Raw genomic sequence first — 22,539 nt, forward strand, 5'->3', positions numbered from 1 at the left:
CCATATTCTCCCGCGGCGTCAGCTTCGCCGCACCAGCGCCGTCGGATAGAAGCGCCCGTCCTGGCGCCCGCCGTCGAGGACATAGGCCCCCGGCAGCTCGATCCGCACCGGATCGGCGACGGAATCGGCCTCCGCGTCCCAGGCCGGGCGGAGCGGGCGCCCGTCCATGCCCTCGATCGACACGCCCAGCAGGTGCAGCAGCGTCGGGGCCACGTCGGTCAGGTCGGCCATGGCGCGGACCTTCGCGCCGATGCGGAAGGGGCCGCCCTCGAAGCCCAGCACCGTCGCCAGCTCGCGCCGGTGCAGCCCGCCATGCATGCCCCCGCCCTCCGGCACGTCGCCCGCGTCGAAGGGGGCCTCGCCGGGAAGGCCGAAGCGGTCGGGCCCTTCCGAGCCGGCGAAGAGCACCACGAGATCGGCCGAGCGGGCGTGCCCGGCGTCCAGCAGGGCCAGCGGCGCGACGCGCCCGGGCAGGATGGACGGATCATTGGCCAGCAGCGCGCCGAACCAGTCCTGCTGGGCCAGCCAGTCCGCAACCTGCGGCGCGAGGGATTTGTCGCGCAGCCAGATGCCCGGCGCCCCGGCGGGAGCGACGGTGATGTCCGTTCCGCCGTCGCTCGCCGGCAGGCCCGCTTCCGCCATGCGCTTGGCGAGCGAGACCTTGCGCGGCCCCGTGACGTGGCCGTGATCGGACAGCACCACCAGCCCGATCTCGCCGGCATCGGGCTGCGCGTCGCGCCAGGCGACGATGGTCGCCACGCAGGCATCGGCCTCGGCCATGGCCAGGCGCGTGTCCGACCCGTCAAGCCCGCGATAATGGAAGGACACGTCCGGCTCGGGGCACCAGAACAGCGCCACATCCGGCTTCAGCTCCGGCAGGACGAATTCGGTCAGCACCCGGCAGGCATGGCGCGAGCGCGCGAGATTGGGCACGGCGGCCGGCGGCGTGGGGCCGACCCGCTCGGCGGCGGCCTTCGCGTCCTCCGTGTCCAGATCGGCCGCGTTCCAGCGGAACTGGCCGAGCCTTTGCGCGGCGGGCGCGGCCACCAGCGTCTGACCCGGCGTGCCGGCGGAGACGATGGCGAAGCTGCGCCCCGCCGCGGCCAGGCGTTCGCCCATGGTCAGGCGCTGGAGCGGCGATTCCCGGCCGGCTGAGAGCGTCAGGAAATCCGCCGGGTCCTTCGTGCGCAACAGGCGATCGGGCGCGAGCGCCGCGTCGAAGACGGTGTTGCCCACCATGCCGTGCGAGGCGGGCCGGCAGCCGGTGACCAGCGAGGGTGTGGCCACCCGCGTTTCGCTCGGGAATACGCTGCGCGCTTCGGTGAAGCGCGTGCCGCGCGCCATCAGCGCCGAAAGAGCCGGCATCCGGGCCGGCGTGACCAGATCGGGTCTGAGCCCATCCAGCACGATCATGACGAAGCGCATCCCGGTCACCCTTTTCCAATGCGGCGAGGATGCTCCCTTGCCGCGCTTTCGTCATGAGACGGAACGGGGAAGATTGGCGCGAATCCAATCGGCATGCTGCAACTCTCCTGCGGTATGCTGCCTGCTCCGGTCGCTGGTGTATCCGGGCGCCGGGGCTTCGGGCCGTGGCGCGCAAAAGGAGACCAGCGAGCTTGGAGCGGGAAATCGCCAACGTCATGAAGGTGTCCGGCCTGCGGGATTTCCGCTACGTCGCCTTCCCGCCGGTCGTTTTCGAGGCGTCGGCGCGCGTCGTCGGGCAGGAAGCCGTTGTCCCGCCGCAAGCCCTGTCCGACGAGGCGCCTCCGGACATCGCCCCGACGATCGCACCGCCCGAGGCCGAGCCCGCCTTGCCGCCGCCGATGCCGCATGTGGCGATGACGGCGCCACCGCCGGCGGCGCCCCCCATGACGGCGCCCCTGGCCGCGATGCCGCCCGCCCCGGTTCCCGCGCCCATCCCCGATCCGCCGAGCTGGTCCCGACCGCAACCCTCGGCCGAACCGCGTCCCGCCGGGGGCCTTCGCATGCTCGCCGAGGCCGCCGCCGCCGTCGCGCCGCCGCCCCCGCCCAGGCCGGCCGAGGGCCCGCGCCGCTTCGCGCTGCTCGACGACATCCAGACCGAGATGCGCCCCCGGCGCGCCCGCACCGGCCGCGGCCGGCCGGGAGATCTTCTATGAGCACTTCATGCCGCTGATTGCCTTCGCCTCGCCCAAGGGAGGTGTCGGCAAGACGACGATCTCCGCCCATGTCGCGGCGATCCTGGCGCGGCGCGGCTACAAGGTCATCGCCATCGACCTCGACCCGCAGAACGCGCTGCGCCTGCATCTGGGCGTCTCCATCCGCGAGGAGGGGCGCTTCGTCTGCGACCTGCCCGCCCGTCCGGCCTGGCAGGATTGCGTGATGGAGACCGATCTGGGGGTGCGTCTTCTCCCCTTCGGCCCGCAGGACCCCCTGCGCACGCTCGAGCTCGCCGTCGCCCTCACGCAGGACCCCGCTTTGCTGGCCGATCCGGTGCGCGACATGCTCTCGGCGCCCGACCAGATCGTGATCGTGGACAGCCCGCCCGGCCCCAATGCGGCGCTGACCGCCATCACCCCCATGCTCGATCTGCTGGTGCTGGTGCTGCTCGCCGATGGCGGGAGCGCCGCCATCATCCCGCAGATCGCGAGCAACCGCTTCCTCGGGCGCGGCACCCTGGCCAGCCGCTCGGCCGACCGCGCCGTGCTCGTGCTCAACCAGGTGGACGAGGCCGAGCCCCTTTCGGAGGCCGTGATGCAGATGGCGCAGAACGCGCTGGGCAAGCGGCTGATCGGCGCCATCTGCCGCGACCAGGGGCTCGCCGAGGCCCTGGCCGACAAGCGGATGCTGATCGAGGGCGAGGAGGGCGCGGGCGAGGATTTCGACGTCCTGGCCGACGCCATCCTGCGGCGCCTGAGGCTGCCGGGCGCCGATCCGCAGGGCAATCCGGGCCTGTTCGAATGGAGGCAGCCTTGAGCGGCGAGCGATTTTCCGAGTTCGTTCAGACCTTCCCCGGTCCCGCGCCGCGCCTCGCGCGGCTGAAGCGCCTGGGCGCGACGGTGCTGGGCTTCATCGGCGCCTTCTTCTACATCACCGTCCCGCTCGAGGAGATGGGCCAGGTCTGGCTCACTTTGGGCGGCATCGCGGCCTTCCTCGTCATCAACCGCAGCGAATCCCGCAAGATGGGGATGATCCTGGTGGTGATGTCGGTGATGATCAGCTCGCGCTATCTCTTCTGGCGCGCGACCGAGACGCTGGAATTCGACAGCCTGCTGCAGACCGCGCTGGGCACCGGGCTCTTCGCCGCCGAGCTCTATGCCGGCATCCTGATGACGCTCTCCTATATCCAGACGTCCTATCCGCTGGACCGCAAGCCGGTGCCGCTGCCCGCCGACCCCGAGACCTGGCCGACGGTGGACGTCTACGTGCCCAGCTACAACGAGGGCCTCGACCTCGTGCGGCCGACCGTGCTGGCCGCGATGAACATGGACTACCCGCGCGACAAGCTGAACGTCTGGATCCTGGATGACGGCCGCCGCCCCGAATTCCGCGAATTCGCCGAGGAGGCGGGCTGCGGCTACATCATCCGCCCCGACAACAAGGGCGCCAAGGCCGGCAATCTCAACCACGCGATGCGCCACACCGATGGCGAATATATCGCGATCTTCGACTGCGACCACGCGCCGACCCGCGCCTTCCTGCAGCTCACCTTGGGCTGGCTCGTGCGCGACAAGCGCATCGCCCTGGTGCAGACGCCGCACCATTTCTACTCGCCCGATCCCTTCGAGCGGAACCTCGCGCGCCAGCGCCTCGTCCCCAATGAGGGGCTGCTCTTCTACGGCGGCATCCAGCCCGGATCGGACCTGTGGAACGCGGCCTTCTTCTGCGGCTCCTGCGCGGTCATCCGCCGCGAGGCGCTGGAGGAGGTGGGCGGCGTGCCCCACGTCACCGTCACCGAGGACTGCCACTGCGCGCTGAAGATGCAGCAGAAGGGCTGGCACACGGCCTATATCCGCATCCCGCTGGCGGCGGGCCTGGCGACCGAGCGCCTGGCGCTGCATATCGGCCAGCGGCTGCGCTGGGCGCGCGGCATGCTACAGATCATGCGCACGGAGAACACGCTCTTCGCGCCCGGGCTGAAATGGGCGCAGCGCTTCTGCTACTTCATCGCGGGCTTCGGCTTCCTCTTCTCCCTCCCGCGCGTGATCTTCCTGACCTCGCCGCTGGCCTTTCTTTTCTTTGGCGAGAGCGTGATCGCGGCGAGCCCGCTCGCCATCATCGCCTATGCCGGCAGCCACATGTTTCATGCCGTCGGCACGACGGCACGGCTCAACGGCAAGCACCGCCATTCCTTCTGGTCCGAGATCTACGAAGCGTCCCTGGCGGTGCCCCTGCTGCCCGTGACGCTGATGACGCTGTGGGATCCGTCGAAAGGAAAATTCAACGTGACGGACAAGGGCGGCATCCTGGAGGCGGGCTATCTCGACTTCCGCGCGGTGCTGCCCAACCTCGTCATGCTGGTGCTGCTGGGCGCGGGCTTCCTCATCGGGCTCTGGGGCTGCTTCGCCTCGGAGTTCGGCTCGATCGAGGGCAACGCCTATCTGCTCAACACGATCTGGGCCGGCATGTGCCTCATCCCGCTGTCGGCCAGCGTGGCCGTGGGCCGCGAGCGCGAGCAGTCCCGCCTGCGCGCCCGCGTCGAGGCCGACCTGCCGGCGCAGATCCGCCTGCCGAGCGGCGAATTGCTCGCGGCGCACAGCGCCAATCTTTCGCTCTCCGGCGCACGGCTCAACCTGGAGCGGGCGATCGGCGTCGCCGAGGGCGACCATGTGCAGGTCTATTTCGACACCGGTGGCGACATCGTCGAGCTCACTGCCCAGGTGATCCGCTGGGACGGCACCGAGGCCTATCTGCAATTCGTCATCGAGGACATCGCCGCCGAGGCCGCCGTGGTGCGGGCCTTCTTCGGCCGGCCGGATGCCTGGCTCTATTGGGACCATTGGCCCGAGGACAAACCCCTGCGCTCGCTTCTCAACGTCGTCCTGGCCACGGCTGACGCCGTGTTCCGCAAGTACCGCTTCGGCATCCTGCGCGCGGCCAAGCCCATCGGGCCCGCCAAGCCGCAGGCCCCGCGCGTCTCGGATGTGGTGGCGCCCCGCCGCCCCGTGACGAGGGCGGCCAGGCCGGCCATGGAAACGGCGGTGGCGCTGCTGCTCGCCGCGGGGCTCGGCCTCGCCGCGCCGGCGGCGGCGCAAGGGGTCGCGCCAGGGGGCGTACAAGGCGATGTCGGCCAGGGGGTTCTGGCCCAGGGGAGCGCGCCCTTGCCGGTGCCCGCGCCGCCCCCGGCCGCCATTCCCGATCCCGCTCTCGCCAACGCGCTGCCGCCCGGCGCGCGGGTGGTGACGCGCACGCTGAAGGAACTCGGTCTCAGCGGGCCGATGCAGCTGCGCGGCACCGCGGACCTCCAGGGCGTTCTCTTCGGCCTGCGCGGCGACGAAGTGGTGACCGAGGCGCGGATGAACGTGGCCGGCGGCGCCTCGCCTCAGCTCATCCCCAATCTCAGCCAGATCAGCATCACGCTGAACGACCAGCCCGTCGGCACCATCCCGATGGATTCCGCGCGCCAGGCCTTCGGCCCGATGGAATTCCCGCTCGACCCCCTCTACTTCGCCGAGGTCAACCGGCTGAACTTCCGCTTCGCCGGCCGCTACACCAATGAGTGCAACGACCCGCTCTCCGGCCTGCTCTGGGCCACCGTTTCCGACCAGTCCACCGTCGAGATGCGGATCGAGCGACTGCCGCCGCAGCGTGAGCTGGCGCGCTTGCCCGAGCCGCTTTTCGACCGGCGCATCCTCCAGGGCATCGTGACCCTGCCCATGGTCCTGCCCGACACGCTAGGGCCGGCCGGGCTGCGCGCCGCCGCCATCGCCGCCTCCTGGTTTGCCGTCCAGGCCGATTATCGCGGCGCGACCTTCCCGGTCTCGCGCGCCGTGCCGGAGCGGGGCGACGGCATCGTGATCGCCGTCGGCGTGGATTCCGTCCCCGGCGTCACCCTGCCGCGCATGGAGGGGCCGACCCTGGCCCTGGTCGCCAATCCGACCGACGCCTTCGGCACGCTGCTCATCGTCGGCGGGCGCAGCGAGGCCGAGGCGGTCGCCGCGGCGCAGTCCCTGGTCGCGGCTCGCGCCGCGCTCTCGGGCGAGGTGGCGCGGGTGGTGGCGCCCTCCATCCCCGGCCGCCAGCCCTATGACGCGCCGCGCTGGATCCGCACGGATCGCCCGGTGGAGCTCGGCAGCCTCCTCTCGCGCGAGGACCTGCAATCGGCGGGCTATTCGCCCGGCCCGATCCGCGTCCCGCTGCGCACCGCGCCCGACATCCTCACCTGGCGCAATCGCGGCTTCCCGCTGAATCTGGAGTACCGCGCCCCGCCGGGACCGGTGGTCGACGTCGCCTCGGCCCGCCTGGATGCCTCGGTCTCCGGCGTCTATCTGCGCTCCTTCCGGCTCGCCGATGCGCCGATCTTCCCCAGCATGACCGGGGCCTGGGACTGGTTCTCCGACGCGGTCGGCCTGGCCGCGAGCACGGAGACGCGCAGCGGCCGGGTGAACATCCCGCCCTATCTCATCCTGGGCCGCGACGAGCTGCAGCTGCGCTTCGACATGCAGCCTCTGGCGCGCGGCGACTGCGTGGGCGTGCCCCAGAACGTGCGCGCCGCGATCGAGCCCAGCAGCACGGTGGACCTGCGGCGCGCGCATCGCCATGCGCGCATGCCCAATCTCGGCTTCTTCGCCTCCTCGGGCTTCCCCTTCACGCGGATGGCCGACCTCTCCAACACTGCCGTGGTGCTGCCCGAACGCGCGAGCCCGGTGGAGCTGACCGCCTTTCTCGATGTCATCGGCCAGCTGGCCGCGACGGTGGGCCTGCCCGCGACGGGGCTGCAGGTGGTGACGCCGGGCGGGCTGCAATCCGTCGCCCAGCGCGATCTGCTCGTCATCGGCACGCTCGGGCGCAACCCGGCGCTGACCACCCTGTTGCGCGACACGCCCGTGCGGATCGAGGGCGAACGCCTGACGCTCGCTCTGCCGGACGCGATCCAGGACGTGCGCGCCGTCTTCCTCGACGCGCCGACCAGCGCCGAGCGCGGCCGCGCCAGCGCCATCGTCAATGAGAGCGGCGGGGAGGGGATGGCCATGCTGCTCGGCGCGGAAAGCCCGCTGCAGGCCGGCCGCTCCGTGGTGGCGCTGACGGGCGTGACGCCGGTCGCCATCGCCGGGCTGGTCGTGGCCCTGCGCGATCCCGTGCTGGCGCCGCGCATCCAGGGCGATGTCGCGCTGCTCTCGGGCGGAACGATGCAGAGCTTCAGCACGCAGACGCCCTATCGCGTCGGCCGGCTGCCCTGGTGGATGTGGCCGCAGGTCTGGCTGGCCGAGCATCCGGAGCGGGTGCTGCTACTGCTGCTGGGCGCGGCTGCGCTGATCGGCGTGCCGTTCTTCTGGATGCTGCGTCGCAGGTCGCTTTCGAGGTTGCGTGCCCGCACGCCTTCGTGAGATTCTGACCGTCGGGGGATTATACATGCGCGCCGTGCCTTTGGCCCTGCTGCTCGGGGGAGCAGCGATGGGGTCCGCCGCCGCCCAGACGCAGACCGTCGCCGCCGATCCGGCCGCGACGGCCCAGGCGCCTGCGCGGGCCGTGGACATCCTGATCCGTCAGGCGGAGCGCTGGCTGGCGCAGGACCGTGCCGATCTCGCGGCCGTCTCCATCGAGCGCGCGCTGGCCGCGGAGCCGCGCAACACGGCGGCCCTGGCCATGGCCGCCCGGATCGAGGCCGCCCGCAACAACCGCACCGCGGCGGCCGGCTTCGCCACCCGCCTGCGCGAGGCGGGCGCGACCGAGGAGCAGCGCTCCGCCGCCGAGAGCGCCCTGCGCGGCGCCACGATCGACCGCGCGGCCATCGAGGAGGCCCGCCGCCTCGCGCGTGAGGGCCAGGCCGAGGCCGCCGCCGCGCGCTATCGCCAGATCTTCGGCGCCCAGGGGCCGACGCCGGCCTTCGCGCAGGAATATTACGCCGCGCTCGCCGCCACGACGGCGGGGCGCGAGGCCGGCCGCAGCGGCCTGGCCCGCCTCGCCGAATCCCCGACGGCCACGCCGCGCGCGCGCTTCGCCTTCGCCCAGAACCAGACCTTCCAGCCGGGCACCCGCGCCGACGGCATCGCGCGCCTCCAGGCCCTGGCCAATGATCCGGAGGTCGGCGGCGATGCCCGCCGCGCCTGGCGGCAGGCGCTCGTCTGGGGCGCGGCCGATCCGGCCAATGCGCCGCAGATCCAGGCCTATCTCCAGCGCGTCGGCGACGATCCGGAGCTGCGCCGCGCCATGGAGACGGCCCGCACCGCCGCGGCCGCCGCCCCGCCCGATCCCAATGCGGCGCTTCGGCAGGAGGGCTTCACCGCCCTCGAGGCCGGGGGCGCCACCGGCCTGCGCGAGGGCGCGCGCCGGTTCGAGACGGCCATCGCCGCCAATCCGCGCGATGCCGATGCGCTGGGCGGGCTGGGGATCGTGCGTTTGCGCGAGGGCCGCGCGGCCGAGGCGCGCCAGCTGCTGGAACGCGCCGTCGCCGCCGATCCGTCGCGCGCGACGCAATGGCAGGGCGCGCTGGACGGGGCGAGCTATGGGCTGGAGCTCGCCGAGGCCCGCGCCGCGCTGCGCCGCAACGACGTGGACGGCGCCGATACCATCGCTCGCAGCGCCGCCCGCCGTCAGGTCGAGGACCGCACCGATATCGAGGTGCTGCTGGGCCAGATCGCGCTGCGTCGGGGCGATACCGCGGCCGCCGAGCAGCGCTTCCGCACCGCGCTGTCGCGCCGCCCCGGCTTCGCGCCGGCCCGCGACGGGTTGAACCAGGCCCTGCGCGGCCAGGGCCGGGTCGTCGAGGCTTCGGCACTTCCCCGTGCCGAGCGCGTGCCGCGCATCGCCGGCGAGGCTCCCGAGCCGACCGGCCCCAGCGGCCAGCTCCGCGCCGAGGCCAATCGCTCGCCGGACACGGTCGTCTCCGAGGCGTTGCTGCGCCAGGCGCTGACCCAGCAGCCCAACGATCCCTGGCTGCGCCTGGACCTCGCCCGCGCGCTGCGCCGGCAGGGCCGCGCCGCCGAGGGCCGCTCGGTGATGGAGGAGCAGATCGCCCGCGATCCGCGCCCCGACAGCCTCTTCGCCGCCGCCCTCTTCGCCGATGAGGACAACCGCCTCGCCGATGCCGAGAGCTATCTCAGCCGTATCCCGCCCACCGGCCGCTCGCGCGACATGTCGCAGCTCCAGGCCCGCATCCGCACCCAGCGCGACGTGAGCCGCGCGGCGGCGATGCTGGGCTCCAACCGGGCCGAGGCGCGCACGCAGTTGCTGACCATCGCCGCGCGCCCCGATCCTTCGGGCTCGACCGCCGCCGCCGTTGTCCGCGCCTTCGGCGATGCCAATGATCGCTTCGGCGCGGCCGAGGCCGCCCGCGTGGGCGAGGCCGCCAACCGCGCCGGCGGCGCGCCGGTGCGCATCGCGATCGCCGGAGCCCTGCTCGGTGCCGGATTGGAGGCCGAGGCCATGGCCCTGGCCGATCAGGCCGGTGCCGGCCCGCTTTCGGCCGAGCAGCGGCGCGACGTCGCCTCGCTGCGCGCGGGGATCGCCGTCCGCGCCTCGGACCGCCTCAATGCCGAGGGTCAGCAGGCCCAGGGCTTCGAGCGCCTGCGCCCGACCCTGGAGCGCGACCCGGAGAACGTGGACGTCAATCTCGCCCTCGCGCGCCTCTACCAGGGCAATCGCGAGCCGGCCGAGGCGCTGCGCATCGCCGAGGGGGTGCTGGCCCGCAGCCCGCGCAACTTCGACGCGCGGCAGGGCGCGGTCAGCGCCGCCATCGCGCTGCGCCAGCGCGCCAGGGCCGAGCAGCTTCTCGCCGAGGGGCGCGACTACTTCCCCAATGACAGCCGCATCTCGCTGATGGAGGCGCGCATCGCGCGCGCCTTCAACCAGGACGCCCGCGCCCGCCGCGCGCTGGAGACCGCCCAGGCCCAGCGGCAGGCGGAGATCGGCCAGGTCGCGAACCTGCCCTCGGGCGTGACCCATGTCACGCCGGGCGGCATGCAGAATCCCTTCCTGCGCCCGGGCGCGGCAGTGCCGCTGCAGGTCATCGCCGGAGGGTCGGCGGCCCAGCCGGCCGACCGCATCGCCCGCGAGATCTCGCAGGAGCTGGCCGCGCTCGAGGACATCAATGCCGGGCGCGCCACGCTCACCGCCGGGTTGCGCCAGCGCTCGGGCAGCCGTGGGCTCGACCGGCTGCAGGAGATCTCCGGCACGGCCGAGGCCGAGGTCACGCCGCCGGGCATCGGCGGACGGCTGACGGCGACCGTGACGGGCTATTCGCTGGATTCCTCCTCGATCGCGACGGACCGCAACACCCTCCAGCGCTACGGGACCAACGCGGCCAATTTCACGAGCGCCACGCCGCGCAGCACGGCGGCGGGCGTGGGCGTCGGCGCCACCTATCGGCGCGGCGACGTCTTCCGGGCGGATATCGGTTCCTCGCCGCTGGGCTTCCCGACCACGACGATCCTGGGCGGCCTCGAAGTGGCGCCGCAGATCGGCGGCGTGCGGCTGCGGCTGACCGGCGAGCGGCGCTCGGTGACGGACAGCGTGCTTTCCTGGGCCGGGCTGCGCGACAGCGTCTCGGGGCGCAGCTGGGGCGCGGTGGTCCGTTCGGGCGGGCGCGCGCAGGTCGAGGTGCCGGTGGGGCCGGGCTATGCCTATGTCGGCGGCGGCTATTCGATCTTCGACGGTACGAACACGGCCAATAACAGCCGCATCGAGGCCGGCGCCGGCTTCGCCTATCCGCTCATCGGCACGATCACCGAGGGCCTGACCATCGGCACGGACCTCGTCTATTTCGGCTATGACCGGAACCAGCGCGCCTTCACCTATGGCAATGGCGGTTATTTCAGCCCGCAATCCTTCACCTCGGTGAACCTGCCGCTGGATTACCGCGGGCGCGTGGGCGATTTCGGCTACCGGCTGGGCGCCACGGCCGGCTATGCGGTGTTCCGGGAGTCGGCCTCGCCGCTCTATCCGAACGATGCCGGGCTGCAACGCGCCGTCGCGGCCCGGGCCCAGGCCGACGCGACCGTGCTGGCCAACACCCCCGGCCAGAGCCGCCAGACCTTCGTGGGCAGCCTGCGCGGCGACGTCGATTATGCGATCACGCCCCGGATCAATCTGGGTGCGATGTTCCGCTACGACAAATCGGCGGATTACGACGAAACGCGCGTGCTGTTGCGGCTCAATAGCCGGTTCTGACCCGAAGAAGCGATGGTGCATCCCCGCGCATATTAAACTATTGCGTGATTCGATAATGTAATCGCGCGAGTAAGAGTTGTATTGATTTCGCCGTTTGCGCGCGGTTCATTGGCCGCATGCGCGTCACCTGCGTGCTCGGCACGCGCCCCGAGGCGATCAAGCTGGCTCCCGTGATCCTCGCTCTGCGGGCGCGCGGCCTGGACTGCGTGATCGTCTCCTCGGGCCAGCACCGCGAGATGCTGGGCCAGGCGCTGGCCGGCTTCGGGCTGGCGGCCGACCACGATCTCGCCCTGATGCGCCCCGACCAGTCGATGACCCATCTGACGGCCGGCGTCCTGCGGGGGCTTGCCCCGCTCCTGCCTGAACTGCGGCCCGACTGGCTGCTGGTGCAGGGCGACACGACCACGGCCTTCGCCGGCGCCATGGCCGGGTTCTATGGCGGGGTGCGGGTCGGCCATGTCGAGGCGGGGCTGCGCAGCTGGAACCCGCTGGCGCCCTGGCCGGAGGAGATGAACCGCGGCCTCATCACCGGCCTGGCCACGCGGCATTTCGCGCCGACGCCCCTGGCGGCGGAGAACCTGCGGCGCCAGGGAATCCCCGCTCGCGCCATCGCGGTCACGGGCAATACCGGCATCGACGCGCTGCTGCTGGTGGCGGGCCGCGTCCGGGACGATGGGGCGCTGGCGGCGCGGTTCGCCTTTCTCGATCCCGCGCGGCGGCTGATCCTCGTCACCGGCCATCGCCGCGAGAATTTCATGGGCGGGCTGGACCGCGTGGCGCGCGCCGTGGCGGTGCTGGCGGCGCGGCCGGACGTGCAGGTGGTCTTCGCGCTGCATCTCAATCCCCGCGCCGGGGCGCCGGCCCGCGCCGCGCTGGGGCATCTGCCGCATGTGCATCTGCTGCCGCCGCAGGATCATGCGGGCTTCGTGTGGCTGATGCGGCGCGCGCATCTCGTGGTGACGGACAGCGGCGGCGTGCAGGAGGAGGCGCCGAGCCTCGGCCGGCCTGTCCTGGTCACCCGCAACGAGAGCGACCGGCCGGAGGCGATCACCGCCGGCACCGCGCGGCTGGTCGGCACGGACGGCGTGGCGCTTCTGCGCGAGGCGACGCTTCTGCTGGACGATGCGGCCGCCTGGCGGACGATGGCGCGCGCGGAGAGCCCCTATGGGGACGGCCAAGCCGCGCCGCGCATCGTGGACGCCCTGCTGGCCGATGCCGTCCGTACCCCGGCGATCAGCCTGCCGCTGACCGACGACCTCCGCCCGGCCCAGCGGCGCCTTCGCGGACCGGTGCGTGCGACGGCCCCGCGCTTCGTGCCCCCGCCGGCCAACCTGGCGCTGCCCGAGAAGATCTGACGAAGCCCCTAGACGGTGAACTGCTCGTTGATGATCCGCTCGGAGAGGTTGCGGTCGGGATCGAAGAGCATGGTCATGGTGATGCTGCGATCCTCGCGCACCTCCACGCGGCGGACGTCGCGCACCTCGGTGTAGTCGGCCGTCGCGGAGACGGGGCGCTTGTCGGATTCCAGCACCTCGAAGACCACCTTCGCCGTCGAGGGCAGCAGCGCGCCGCGCCAGCGCCGGGGGCGGAAGGCCGAGATGGGCGTGAGCGGCAGGAGGTTGGCGTCCAGCGGCACGATCGGCCCGTGCGCCGAAAGGTTATAGGCCGTGCTGCCGGCCGGTGTCGCGACGATGATGCCGTCGCAGATCAGCTCCTCCATTCGCTCCTTGCCGTCGACCAGGATGCGCAGCTTGGCCGTCTGCCGCGTCTGGCGCAGCAGCGAGACCTCGTTCATGGCCAGGGTCGCGTGGGTCTTCCCGTCGCTCGTATGGGCGCGCATGCGCAGCGGATGGAGCATGGCGGCCTGGGCGGCGGCGAGGCGCGCCGGCAGGTCCTCCTCCCGATACTCGTTCATCAGGAAGCCGACGCTGCCGCGGTTCATGCCGTAGACCTGTACGTTGCGGCCGAGGAAGCGGTGCTGCGTCTCCAGCATCAGCCCGTCGCCGCCGAGTGCGACGATGAATTGCGCCTCCTGCGGCGGGGCGTCGCCATAGAGGGCAACCAGGCGGTCGCGCGCCAGCTGCGCGACTTCGGTGGTCGCGGCCAGGAAGGCGATCCGGGGGGCGTCGCTCAAGCGAGGCGACGGTGTTCGAGGACGGGCATGTCGCGCCGCACGCGCGCGGTGACGGCGGGGTCGATGCGCGCGGTGGCCCAGCCGATGCCGTCGCTCGCCTTGGCGACGACATGGCCCCAGGGGTCGGCGATGAGCGAATGCCCATAGACCTGCCGCATCGCGCCGCGCTCCTCATAGGAACCATGCGAGGCGGCGGCGACGATCCAGCATTGCGTCTCGATGGCGCGCGCGCGCAGCAGCACCTCCCAATGATCCTTGCCGGTCATCAGGGTGAAGTTGGACGGCACGAGGATGACCTCGGCGCCGGCGCGGCGCAGGGCCAGATATTGCTCGGGGAAGCGCATGTCGTAACAGATGGTGCAGCCGAAGGTGACGTCACCGGCACGGAAGGTGACGATCTCGCTACCGCCGCCATAAAGCGCGCTCTCGCGATAGCCGGTGCCGTCGGGGCCGGTGATGTCGAAGAGGTGGATCTTGCGGTAGCGCGCGATCTCCGCACCCATCGGGTCGAAGACCAAGGTCGTGTTGAAGAGTTTCTCGCTGCCCTGCTCGATGATGGAGCCGCCGTGGACGTGGATGCGCGCCTGGCGCGCGATCCCGCGCATCATCTCGTAGGCGGGACCGCCGGGCTCGTTGGAGCCCACGGGCGGAAGCACCTCGGCCGCGCTCGAGCGGGCTTCGCGCCCGCCGCCGAGATTGGTCCAGGTTTCGGGCAGGGTGACGATATGGGGGCGGTCGGCGTCGAGCGCGGCCTCGATCAGGCGTCGCGCCTGGTCGAGGTTGGCCTGCTTGTCGCTGCCCTGATTCATCTGGATGGCGGAAATGCGCATGGGCCCATCAAGCCACATAACGTGGCCCGAACAAAGCGGGCCTCCTCAGGCGTGCAGGCAACCCCACAGTAGCCCGGCGAGCACCACCTAGCGCTTCGGCCAGGAAATCTTGGGCTCGGCGCGCCCACCGGGGAAGATAGACGGATGTTGGTCGGAGAGCGGGGCGGGATCGGGCCGGGCGGAAAGGACCGGCAATTCGATCTCATGCTCGCCGCCGCGCCATTCGGTCCGCCGCGTATCGGGCATGCGGGCGGCAAAGGCGCGCAGCTCGGCGCGAATCTCGTCCAGCTGCGCCTCGAGATTGTCGAGCCGGCCTTTCACGCCGAAGACGGAGAAGGGCATCACCAGCAGGCAGAGCGCCAGCAGCAGAAGCACGAAAAGGGCGATCAGCCCGGTCCATTCCGGCAGGCCGGGCAGGGTCAGCCGGGTCGCGAGATCCTGTAGCATCAGCCCCCCGTCACGCTCATATGGCGTGCGACGGCGGGCATCTTGTGGCGGCGGTCGATAATGAAATCATGTCCTTTGGGTTTGCGCGTGATGGCTTCGAGGATGGCCGTGCGAAGGCCTTCGTCGCCCAGCTCCTCATCGCGCAGCGGCGCGCGCAGATCGGCCTCGTCGTCCTGGCCGAGGCACATGTAGAGCTTGCCGGTGCAGGTGATCCGAACGCGATTGCAGCTCTCGCAGAAGTTATGCGTCATCGGCGTGATGAAGCCCAGCCGGGTGCCGGTCTCGGCCACGTCGTAATAGCGCGCGGGGCCGCCGGTGACATAGTCGGTGGAGTTGAGCGTCCAGCGCTGCTTCAGCTTCGCGCGCACCGCGCTGAGCGGGAGAAATTGTTCCGTGCGGTCCTCGCCGGTCTCGCCGAGCGGCATGGTCTCGATGAGGCAGAGGTCGAAGCCGTGCTCGCCGCACCAGGCGAGCATGCGGTCGAACTCGTCCTCGTTCACGCCGCGCAGGGCCACGGCGTTGATCTTCACGTGCAGCCCGGCGGCCTTGGCGGCGAAGATGCCGCCCAGCACCTTGTCCAGATCGCCCCAGCGGGTCGCGGCGCGGAAGGTTCCGGCGTCGAGCGTGTCGAGCGAGACGTTCACGCGGCGGATGCCGGCGGCGGCGAGGTCGTCGGCATGGCGGGCGAGCTGCGTGCCGTTGGTGGTCAGCGTCAGCTCGTCCAGGCCGTTTCCGAGCCGCGCGCCCAGGCTGCGCACCAGCGAGATCACGTTCTTGCGCACCAGCGGCTCGCCACCCGTGAGGCGGATCTTCCGCACGCCGAGATCGATGAAGGTGCCGCAGAGCCGGTCCAGCTCCTCGAGGCTCAGCACCTCGGCCTTGGGCAGGAAGGTCATGTCCTCCGCCATGCAATAGACGCAGCGAAGGTCGCACCGATCCGTGACCGAGACGCGGAGATAGGAGATATCGCGACCGAACGGGTCGATCATGGAGGAGGGTGTCCCCAAAGCCAGTATTGGCCTGTTATTTGGGGCGTCCGGGGGTGGGCTTGCAAGCCCTGACGGGCCTCACGCCGCCGCGACGCGCGGCCCGGAGGTCCGCGTCATCCAGTTGAGCAGGCTGGCGATGAGGCCGACCACGATCATCACGGGCCAGAAGGCGGTGTAGTTGCCGACCGTCTCCATGAGCAACGCGCCCGAGCCAGCCCCCAGGAAGCCGCCGATCTGGTGGCTGAAGAAGCAGACGCCGTAGAGCGCGCCGAGATTGGCGACGCCGAAGCTCCGCGCGATGGCCGCGGAGGTCAGAGGCACCGTCCCCAGCCAGACGAAGCCCATCACCGAGGCGAAGAGGATCGTCCCCCATTCGGTGGGCGTGGTGTAGGCGAAGATGGCGATGGCGATGGTTCGGAAGAGGTAGATCCAGGCGAGGCCGTTCTCGGGGCGGATCCGCGAGGAGAGCCAGCCGCAAAGCCAGGAGCCCGGGATGTTGAACAGGCCCACCATCATCAGGGCCGTCATGCCGATATTCGCCGGCAGGCCGCAAAGCGCGATATGCGAGGGCAGGTGGGTGGTCAGGAAGGCCAGCTGGAAGCCGCAGGCGAAGAAGCCGCCCGTCAGCAGGGCGAAGTTGCGGTCGGCCAGGGCGTTGCGGGCCAGGGCGGGCAGGCCGCGCAGGCCGGCGGCGGGCGGGCCGATACGCGGGGTCGGCTTCCACTCGATGTTGCGGGCGATCGGAATGATGAGCAGGGCCGAGATCGCGAGCATGGCCATCGCGCCCGTGGCGCCCATCCAGCCGATCGCGTGGAAGACCAGGGGGACCATGGCCGCCTGGCCGAGGCTGCCGCCCGCGCTGGCGATGCCGATATACTCGCCGCGCTTGGCGGCCGGAGCCAGCCGCGCCACGGCGGCGAGGGCGAGGCCCGTGCCGGCGCTGGCGACGCCAAGGCCCGAGAAGAGCCCGATGCCGATCAGGACGGTGGCATTCGAGGGGAAGAGGGCCGGCAGGCCGCAGCCGATCACATAGAAGATGGCGCCCGCCGCCATGACCCGGCCCGATCCGTATTTGTCGGCCATCGCGCCGCTGAACGGCTGGGCGAGGCCCCAGACCAGGTTGTGCAAGGCGACCGCCAGGCCGAAGGCCCAGGGCGCCACGCCGCTCTCGGTCGCCAGCGGCAGGAGGAGCAGGCCGAAGGTCTGGCGGATGCCCATGCCGAGGCTCGAAGTCGCCGAGGCCGCGATCAGCGCGATCAACAACACGGTCTTGGCGGAACGGGCGGAGGCTTCGGCGCTTTGCATGCACGGAACAGACCGGAGCGCCCCTCCGCGCACAAGCGAAAGGAACGCCGTGGCCGTCATGCGTCTGGCGCAACGCAATTGGTGTGGCCCGGCCGCTGGGGAGCAGCCAACCGGGCCTGAAGGGTCTGACCGCGCGAGGCGGAAAGGCCCTCGTAAGGATCAGGCCGCGCGGTGGATCCGGGCCTGGTCGTTGGCCGGGCTCGGCGCGGAGGCATGCGCCGCCGCCACGATGCCGCCGCGCGACAGGCCGATATCGGCGAGCTCGCGATCGGAAAGGCTGTTCAGCTGCTCGACCGTCTCGCGGCGGGCGATCATGGTGGCGAACCAATGGCGAAGGCCGCCGAAGAACCCGCTGATGCGGGCGATCATCGCGTCGTCGCGGGCGCGGCGCGCCTCGGCGATCAGGCGGGCCAGCTCTTCGGTCTTGGCGTCGCGGAGGGTGAAGGGCATCAGCAGCGCGGCTTCGGCTGAGATGACGCGGGAGTTCATGGTAGGAGATCCGTCTTGCGGGGCAGACATTTGCCCCTGCGGACGAATATTTAGGTGAGCCATGATGGGAATGCTCGCGCGAACCTCAAAGCTCAGCCGCGCTCTGGATGCATGACACGCTGTGAAATACTGTGTTTTTGACGGATCGGAAACCTATGCCCAACCACTCTGAACGCCTCTCCGCCCTGCGCTCCGTCCTCGCCGCCGCGGGGGTGGATGGCTTCCTTGTGCCGCGGTCCGACGAGCATCTGGGCGAATACGTGCCGGCTTCGGGCGAGCGTCTCGCATGGCTCACCGGATTTACGGGCAGCGCGGGCATGGCTGCGGTTCTGGCGGACAAGGCGGCCGTCTTCACCGATGGCCGCTACACCACCCAGGTCCAGGCCGAGACCGATGACAGCCTCTTCGAGCGCCGGCACCTTACCGAGGAGCCGCTGGAAGCCTGGCTGCGCGCCCATGCCGAGGGCCGGCGTATTGGCTACGATCCCTGGCTGCACAGCGAGGCGGCGTTGAAGCGGATCACCGGCGTGCAACTGGTGCCCATGAGCCCCAATCCCATCGACGCCGTCTGGCGCGACCGGCCCGCGCCGCCCGCCGCCGCGGTGGTCGCCCATCCGCTCGAATATGCCGGCGTCACCGCCGAGACAAAGCGCGAGGCGGCCGCGGCGGAGCTGCGCAAATCGGGGGAGGACGCGGTGGTCCTGGCCGACGCGCATTCCGTGGCCTGGCTGCTGAACATCCGCGGGGCGGATCTGGCGAACACGCCGCTGGCCCTGGCCTTCGCGCTGCTGCGCGCGGACGGCTCGGTGCGGATGTTCCTGCATGCGCCCGACCGCGTCTCGGCCGAGACGCGATCCATCCTGGGCAATCGCGTGGCGGTGGAGCCGCGCGCGCATCTGCCGGCCGCGCTAGGGGAGCTGTCCGGCCGCAAGGTGCGGATCGACCCCGACCTCACCCCCGAATGGTTCGCCGCGACGCTACGCGAGGCCGGTGCCATCGTCGTCGCGGGCGAGGACCCCTGCCGCCTGCCGCGTGCGATGAAGAACCCGGTCGAGCAGCAGGGCGCGCGCGACGCCCATGCCCGCGACGCCGTGGCCGTGGCGCGCTTCCTCGCCTGGTTCGCCGCCGAGGCGCCGAAGGGCGGGCAGAGCGAGATGTCGGCCGCCAACCAACTTCTCGCTTTCCGGCGCGAGGTGAAGGGCTTCACGGCGGAAAGCTTCCCCGCGATCTCGGGCGCGGCCGAGAACGGCGCCATCGTCCATTACCGCGTCACCGAGGCCACCGACCGGCCCATCGCGGCGGACGAATGCTACCTGATCGACAGCGGCGGCCAGTTCCCCGACGGCACCACCGACATCACCCGCACGCTCTGGAGCGGACCCGGTGCGGCCCCGGCTGGGCTGTGCGCGCGCTACACGGCGGTGTTGCGGGGGCATATCGCGCTGGGGACGCTGCGCTTCCCCGAGGGCGTGGCGGGGCCGCATCTGGATGCCATCGCGCGCCGGCCGCTCTGGGAGGCGGGGCTCGATTACGACCACGGCACCGGCCATGGGGTGGGGAGCTTCCTCTCCGTCCATGAGGGGCCGGTCGCCTTCAGCCGGGCAGCAAAGGTCGTGCCCATCCGTCCGGGCATGATCCTCTCCGACGAGCCCGGCTATTACCTGCCCGGCCAATACGGCATTCGCATCGAGAACCTGCTGCTGGCGCGCCTCGCCGAGCCGCAGCCCGACCAGGTGCGTCCCTTCCTGGAATTCGAGACGCTGACGCTGGCGCCCTATGCGCGGGCCCTCATCGAGCCGGCGCTGCTCACGCCGGCCGAGATCCGCTGGATCGACGCCTATCAGGCGCGGGTGCTGGAGGAGGTCGGGCCGCATCTGGACGAGGCGACCCGAGCCTGGATGGAGGCGGAGTGCGCGCCCCTGGAGGCGTGATCAGCCCGGAAGCAGGCCGGTCCAATAGGCTGCGAAGGCCCATTGGTCGGCCGCTTCCTCGATGATCTTGTCCATCGGCTTCCCCGCGCCATGGCCGGCGCGGGTCTCGATGCGGATGAGGTGCGGCCTATCCCCAATCCCTGCGTCGCCGACCCCGGCCGCCTGGAGGGTCGCCGCGTATTTGAAGCTGTGGCCGGGAACGACGCGGTCGTCGGTCTCGGCCGTGGTGACGAGAATCGCGGGGTAGTCCCGGCCCGGCCGTACGTTGTGGCAGGGGGAATAGGCGAGGAGGTTCCGGAAATCGGCCTCCTTCTCCGGATCGCCGTAATCCGCCATCCACAGCGTGCCGCCGGTGAATTTGTGGAAGCGCAGCATGTCCATCACGCCGACGCCGGCCAGCGCGGCGGCGAAGAGGTCCGGCCGCTGGTTCACGACAGCGCCGACGAGCAGCCCGCCATTGGATTCCCCCTGGATCGCCAGCCCGTCCGCGGCGGCGATCCCCTCCGTCTTCAGGTATTCGGCGACGGCGATGCAGTCGTCGAAGACGTTCTGCTTGTTCTCGCGCCGCCCGGCATCGTGCCAGGCCTTGCCGTATTCGCCGCCGCCGCGGAGGTTGGCCACGGCATAGGCGCCGCCCTGCTCGACCCAAGCGAGCAGCGTTGGTGAATAATAGGGGATCATGCTGATCCCGAAGCCGCCATAGCCGTAGAGGATCGTCGGCGCCGGCCCCGTCGTGTCCCTGCGCCGCACGACGAAGAGCGGGACGCGCGTGCCGTCCTTCGAGGTGCAGAAGCGCTGCTCCACCGCGATGCTGCCGACGTCGAACCCCGCCTCGGGCTGGGCCCAGACCTCGCTGGCATTGTTGGGGACATCGTAGCGGTAGACGATGGTGGGCGCGTTGTAGCTGGTGAAGACGAAGAAGGCCTCGCTTCCCTCGGGATCGCCTTGGAAGCCGCCGGCGGTGCCGATGCCGGGCAGCGCCACCACGCCGTCGGGCGTGCCGTCGAGGCGATGGCGCCGGATCTCGGTCTTCGCATCCACCAGATAGGTGGCGACCAGCCGCCCGCCGATCAGCGAGGCGGAGGTCAGCACCGCCTCCTGCTCGGGCACCAGCTCCCGGAATTCCGGCGCCGCCTCGGACAGGTCCAGCGTCACCAGCCTCAGGCGCTCGGCGCCGTGGCTGGTCATGACGAAGAGCCGCGTTCCGACATGGCCGAGGACCGACCATTCGGCATCGAAATCCGCGACGAGCCGGCGCGGCGTCCAATCGTCCGAGGCGAGATCGACGAGGGCCAGCGCATTGGTGCCCGGTCCCGGCGTGGAAATGATCGCGGCATAGCGCCCGTCCTCGGTGACATCGGCCAGATGCAGCAGGTGCGGCTGTTCCGGCGTGGCATGGACGAGCCTGTCCTGCGACTGGGGCGTGCCGAGCGTGTGGAACCAGACCGCGTGGTCCGTCACGCCCGCCTGCGCCCCTGCTGGGCCGGGCTCCGGATAGCGCGAATAGAAGAAGCCGCCCTTCGCCCAGGAGATGCCGGTGAAGCGCGCCCATTCGATCCGGTCGGCCAGGACCTCACCGGAAGCGAGGTCCAGCACCTGGATCGTGCGCCAGTCGGTGCCGCCTTCCTGGACGGCGAAGGCGACATGGGTGCCCTCGCGGGACGGTTCCCATTCCGCCAGCGCCGTTGCGCCGTCCGCCGACCAGAGGTTCGGATCGATCAGCACGCGCTCGTGGCCGTCGAAACGGTCGCGGACGACGAGAACCGGCTGGTTGGCGAGGCCGGAATGCCGGCTGTGGAAATAGCGCCCGCCGCGCGCCCGCGGCACGCTCACCCGCTCATGATCGAAGAGCGCCCGCAGCCGCGTCCTGAACAGGTCGCGGCCGGGCAGGGGATCGAGGTGGCGTCGGGTGACGGACTGCTGGGCGGTCACCCAGGCGGCGACCTCCGCGTCGCTCCGGGCGTCGTTCTCGAGCCAGCGATAGGGATCGGCCACCGCCAGGCCGAAATGCTCCTCCCGGCGATCGGCGCGTCGCGCCGCCGGGTAGTCGATGCGGGAGATCATGGGGTGTCTCCGAAACGGAAGGGGAGATCGCGGGCCGGGAGCCGGCCCGCGATCGAAGGGCCGTCAGCCGCCCTTGACGGTCAGCTTCACGTCCACATTGCCGCGCGTGGCGTGGCTATAGGGGCAGATCTTCTCGTGCGCTTCCTTCGCCAGCGCCTCGAGCTCGGCCTGGGGCAGGGAGGGGTCCTCGACGGTCAGCTCGACGGCCAGCCCGAAGCCGCCACCCTCGCGCGGGCCGATGGAGACCGCCGTCGAGACCTTGGCCTTGGAGGCGTCCTTCTTGTGCTGCTTGCCCACGAAGTCGAGCGCGCCGCCGAAGCAGGCGGAGTAGCCGGCGGCGAAGAGGTGCTCGGGCGTGGCCGTGCCGTCGCGGCCCGGCCCGCCCATCGCCTTGGGCACGGAGAGGTCGACCGAGACCAGGCCGTCATCGGATTGGGTGTGGCCGTTGCGGCCACCGGTGGCGAAGGCATGGGCGGTGTAGAGCGGGTTGATCTTATCCATCGTCGATCTCCTGACCGTTTGCGCCGTGAAGGCCCTCAGGAGATGGGGGCGAGAGAGCTCACCGGTAGGGGACGGTCGCCACGGCGTTATAGGGCGAGCCCTCCACCACCCGCGTGCTCCAGGCGAGATAGACCAGCACATGCTGCTCCTCGTCGATGAAGCGGTGTACCCGCGTTTCCTTGAAGAATAGGCTGGTGGAGGCCTCCCAGATCTGCTCCCCGCGCTCGCCCCGGCGCGCGGCCTCGGGGAGGACGATCGGCCCGGTCCGGGTGCAGGACAAAGCGAAGCGCGTCGGGTCCTCCGCGACGCCCACCATCCCCGCGATCCCGCCCGTCCGCGCCTGGCTGACATAGCAGGCGACGTTGGGGATGGCCGGATCGGTGAAGCGCTCCACCACGATCTGGTGGCTGCGCGTAAGGCCGAGATTGGTGATGGCCGTGTTCACCCGGCCGACGCGCGTGGTGTCGTCGGCCGCGGCGGGGGTGGCGAGGAGGAGGGCCGCGAGGGCAAGGGAGCGCTTCATGATCGCATCAGCGCCGCGC

Annotated in this window: 16 protein-coding genes; 6 read left to right on the forward strand and 10 right to left on the reverse strand. The window is 71.1% G+C overall.

From position 1 onward, the window contains the following. Positions 1–18 precede the first annotated feature (18 nt). The gene (locus ACO057_RS03055) at positions 19–1,425 is read right to left on the reverse strand and encodes an alkaline phosphatase family protein (RefSeq protein ID WP_421988876.1); all 1,407 of its coding nucleotides are present in this window, start codon (positions 1,423–1,425) and stop codon (positions 19–21) included. 191 nt (positions 1,426–1,616) lie between these two features. On the opposite strand from ACO057_RS03055, the gene ACO057_RS03060 reads away from it, so the two are divergent. From ACO057_RS03060 to wecB, 5 genes are all read left to right on the forward strand, one after another. Beyond that, positions 1,617–2,138 carry a hypothetical protein gene (locus tag ACO057_RS03060; RefSeq protein ID WP_421988877.1) on the forward strand — a complete coding sequence of 174 codons (522 nt, stop codon included), beginning with the start codon at positions 1,617–1,619 and terminating at the stop codon, positions 2,136–2,138. Between the two features lie 7 nt (positions 2,139–2,145). Next, positions 2,146–2,955, forward strand: a complete 810-nt coding sequence (locus ACO057_RS03065) for a cellulose synthase operon protein YhjQ/BcsQ (protein ID WP_421988878.1) — start codon at positions 2,146–2,148, stop codon at positions 2,953–2,955. Continuing rightward, the gene (gene bcsA, locus ACO057_RS03070; protein WP_421988879.1) at positions 2,952–7,526 is read left to right on the forward strand and encodes a UDP-forming cellulose synthase catalytic subunit; all 4,575 of its coding nucleotides are present in this window, start codon (positions 2,952–2,954) and stop codon (positions 7,524–7,526) included. The genes ACO057_RS03065 and bcsA overlap by 4 nt, the downstream gene beginning before the upstream one ends. A 25-nt stretch (positions 7,527–7,551) precedes the next feature. Then, positions 7,552–11,307 (forward strand): cellulose synthase subunit BcsC-related outer membrane protein, encoded by a 3,756-nt coding sequence (locus tag ACO057_RS03075; protein WP_421988880.1) that lies wholly within the window; start codon positions 7,552–7,554, stop codon positions 11,305–11,307. 116 nt (positions 11,308–11,423) lie between these two features. Beyond that, entirely contained in the window at positions 11,424–12,662 is a 1,239-nt protein-coding gene (gene wecB, locus ACO057_RS03080) for a non-hydrolyzing UDP-N-acetylglucosamine 2-epimerase (RefSeq protein ID WP_421988881.1), read from the forward strand. 8 nt (positions 12,663–12,670) lie between these two features. Here the strand turns inward: wecB and ACO057_RS03085 are convergent, their stop codons facing one another. From ACO057_RS03085 to ACO057_RS03110, 6 genes are all read right to left on the reverse strand, one after another. After that, positions 12,671–13,441, reverse strand: a complete 771-nt coding sequence (locus tag ACO057_RS03085) for an NAD kinase (protein WP_421988882.1) — start codon at positions 13,439–13,441, stop codon at positions 12,671–12,673. Further along, complete coding sequence (locus ACO057_RS03090; RefSeq protein WP_421988883.1) at positions 13,438–14,271, reverse strand: carbon-nitrogen hydrolase family protein; 834 nt, start codon at positions 14,269–14,271, stop codon at positions 13,438–13,440. Before ACO057_RS03090 ends, ACO057_RS03085 begins: the two co-directional genes overlap by 4 nt. 87 nt (positions 14,272–14,358) lie before the next feature. Next, positions 14,359–14,718: a hypothetical protein gene (locus ACO057_RS03095; protein ID WP_421988884.1), complete on the reverse strand. Its 360-nt coding sequence runs from the start codon at positions 14,716–14,718 to the stop codon at positions 14,359–14,361. Then, positions 14,718–15,707, reverse strand: a complete 990-nt coding sequence (moaA, locus tag ACO057_RS03100) for a GTP 3',8-cyclase MoaA (protein WP_421988885.1) — start codon at positions 15,705–15,707, stop codon at positions 14,718–14,720. Before moaA ends, ACO057_RS03095 begins: the two co-directional genes overlap by 1 nt. A gap of 78 nt (positions 15,708–15,785) precedes the next feature. After that, positions 15,786–17,012 carry an MFS transporter gene (locus ACO057_RS03105; protein ID WP_421988886.1) on the reverse strand — a complete coding sequence of 409 codons (1,227 nt, stop codon included), beginning with the start codon at positions 17,010–17,012 and terminating at the stop codon, positions 15,786–15,788. A 159-nt stretch (positions 17,013–17,171) separates the two neighbouring features. Further along, positions 17,172–17,501, reverse strand: coding sequence for a DUF1127 domain-containing protein (locus ACO057_RS03110; protein ID WP_421988887.1), 330 nt, complete (start codon positions 17,499–17,501; stop codon positions 17,172–17,174). 155 nt (positions 17,502–17,656) lie between these two features. On the opposite strand from ACO057_RS03110, the gene ACO057_RS03115 reads away from it, so the two are divergent. Beyond that, positions 17,657–19,432: an aminopeptidase P family protein gene (locus ACO057_RS03115; protein ID WP_421988888.1), complete on the forward strand. Its 1,776-nt coding sequence runs from the start codon at positions 17,657–17,659 to the stop codon at positions 19,430–19,432. On the opposite strand, the gene ACO057_RS03120 is transcribed toward ACO057_RS03115, so the two are convergent. The 3 genes from ACO057_RS03120 to ACO057_RS03130 form a co-directional block, all read right to left on the reverse strand. Further along, complete coding sequence (locus ACO057_RS03120) at positions 19,433–21,496, reverse strand: prolyl oligopeptidase family serine peptidase (protein ID WP_421988889.1); 2,064 nt, start codon at positions 21,494–21,496, stop codon at positions 19,433–19,435. Positions 21,497–21,559: 63 nt separating this feature from the next. Then, positions 21,560–21,997: an organic hydroperoxide resistance protein gene (locus tag ACO057_RS03125; protein ID WP_421988890.1), complete on the reverse strand. Its 438-nt coding sequence runs from the start codon at positions 21,995–21,997 to the stop codon at positions 21,560–21,562. Between the two features lie 58 nt (positions 21,998–22,055). Continuing rightward, positions 22,056–22,520: a CreA family protein gene (locus ACO057_RS03130; RefSeq protein WP_421988891.1), complete on the reverse strand. Its 465-nt coding sequence runs from the start codon at positions 22,518–22,520 to the stop codon at positions 22,056–22,058. Positions 22,521–22,539 lie beyond the last annotated feature (19 nt).

Origin of the sequence: Roseococcus sp., assembly GCF_965227005.1 — a bacterium.
Taxonomy (GTDB): domain Bacteria; phylum Pseudomonadota; class Alphaproteobacteria; order Acetobacterales; family Acetobacteraceae; genus Roseococcus.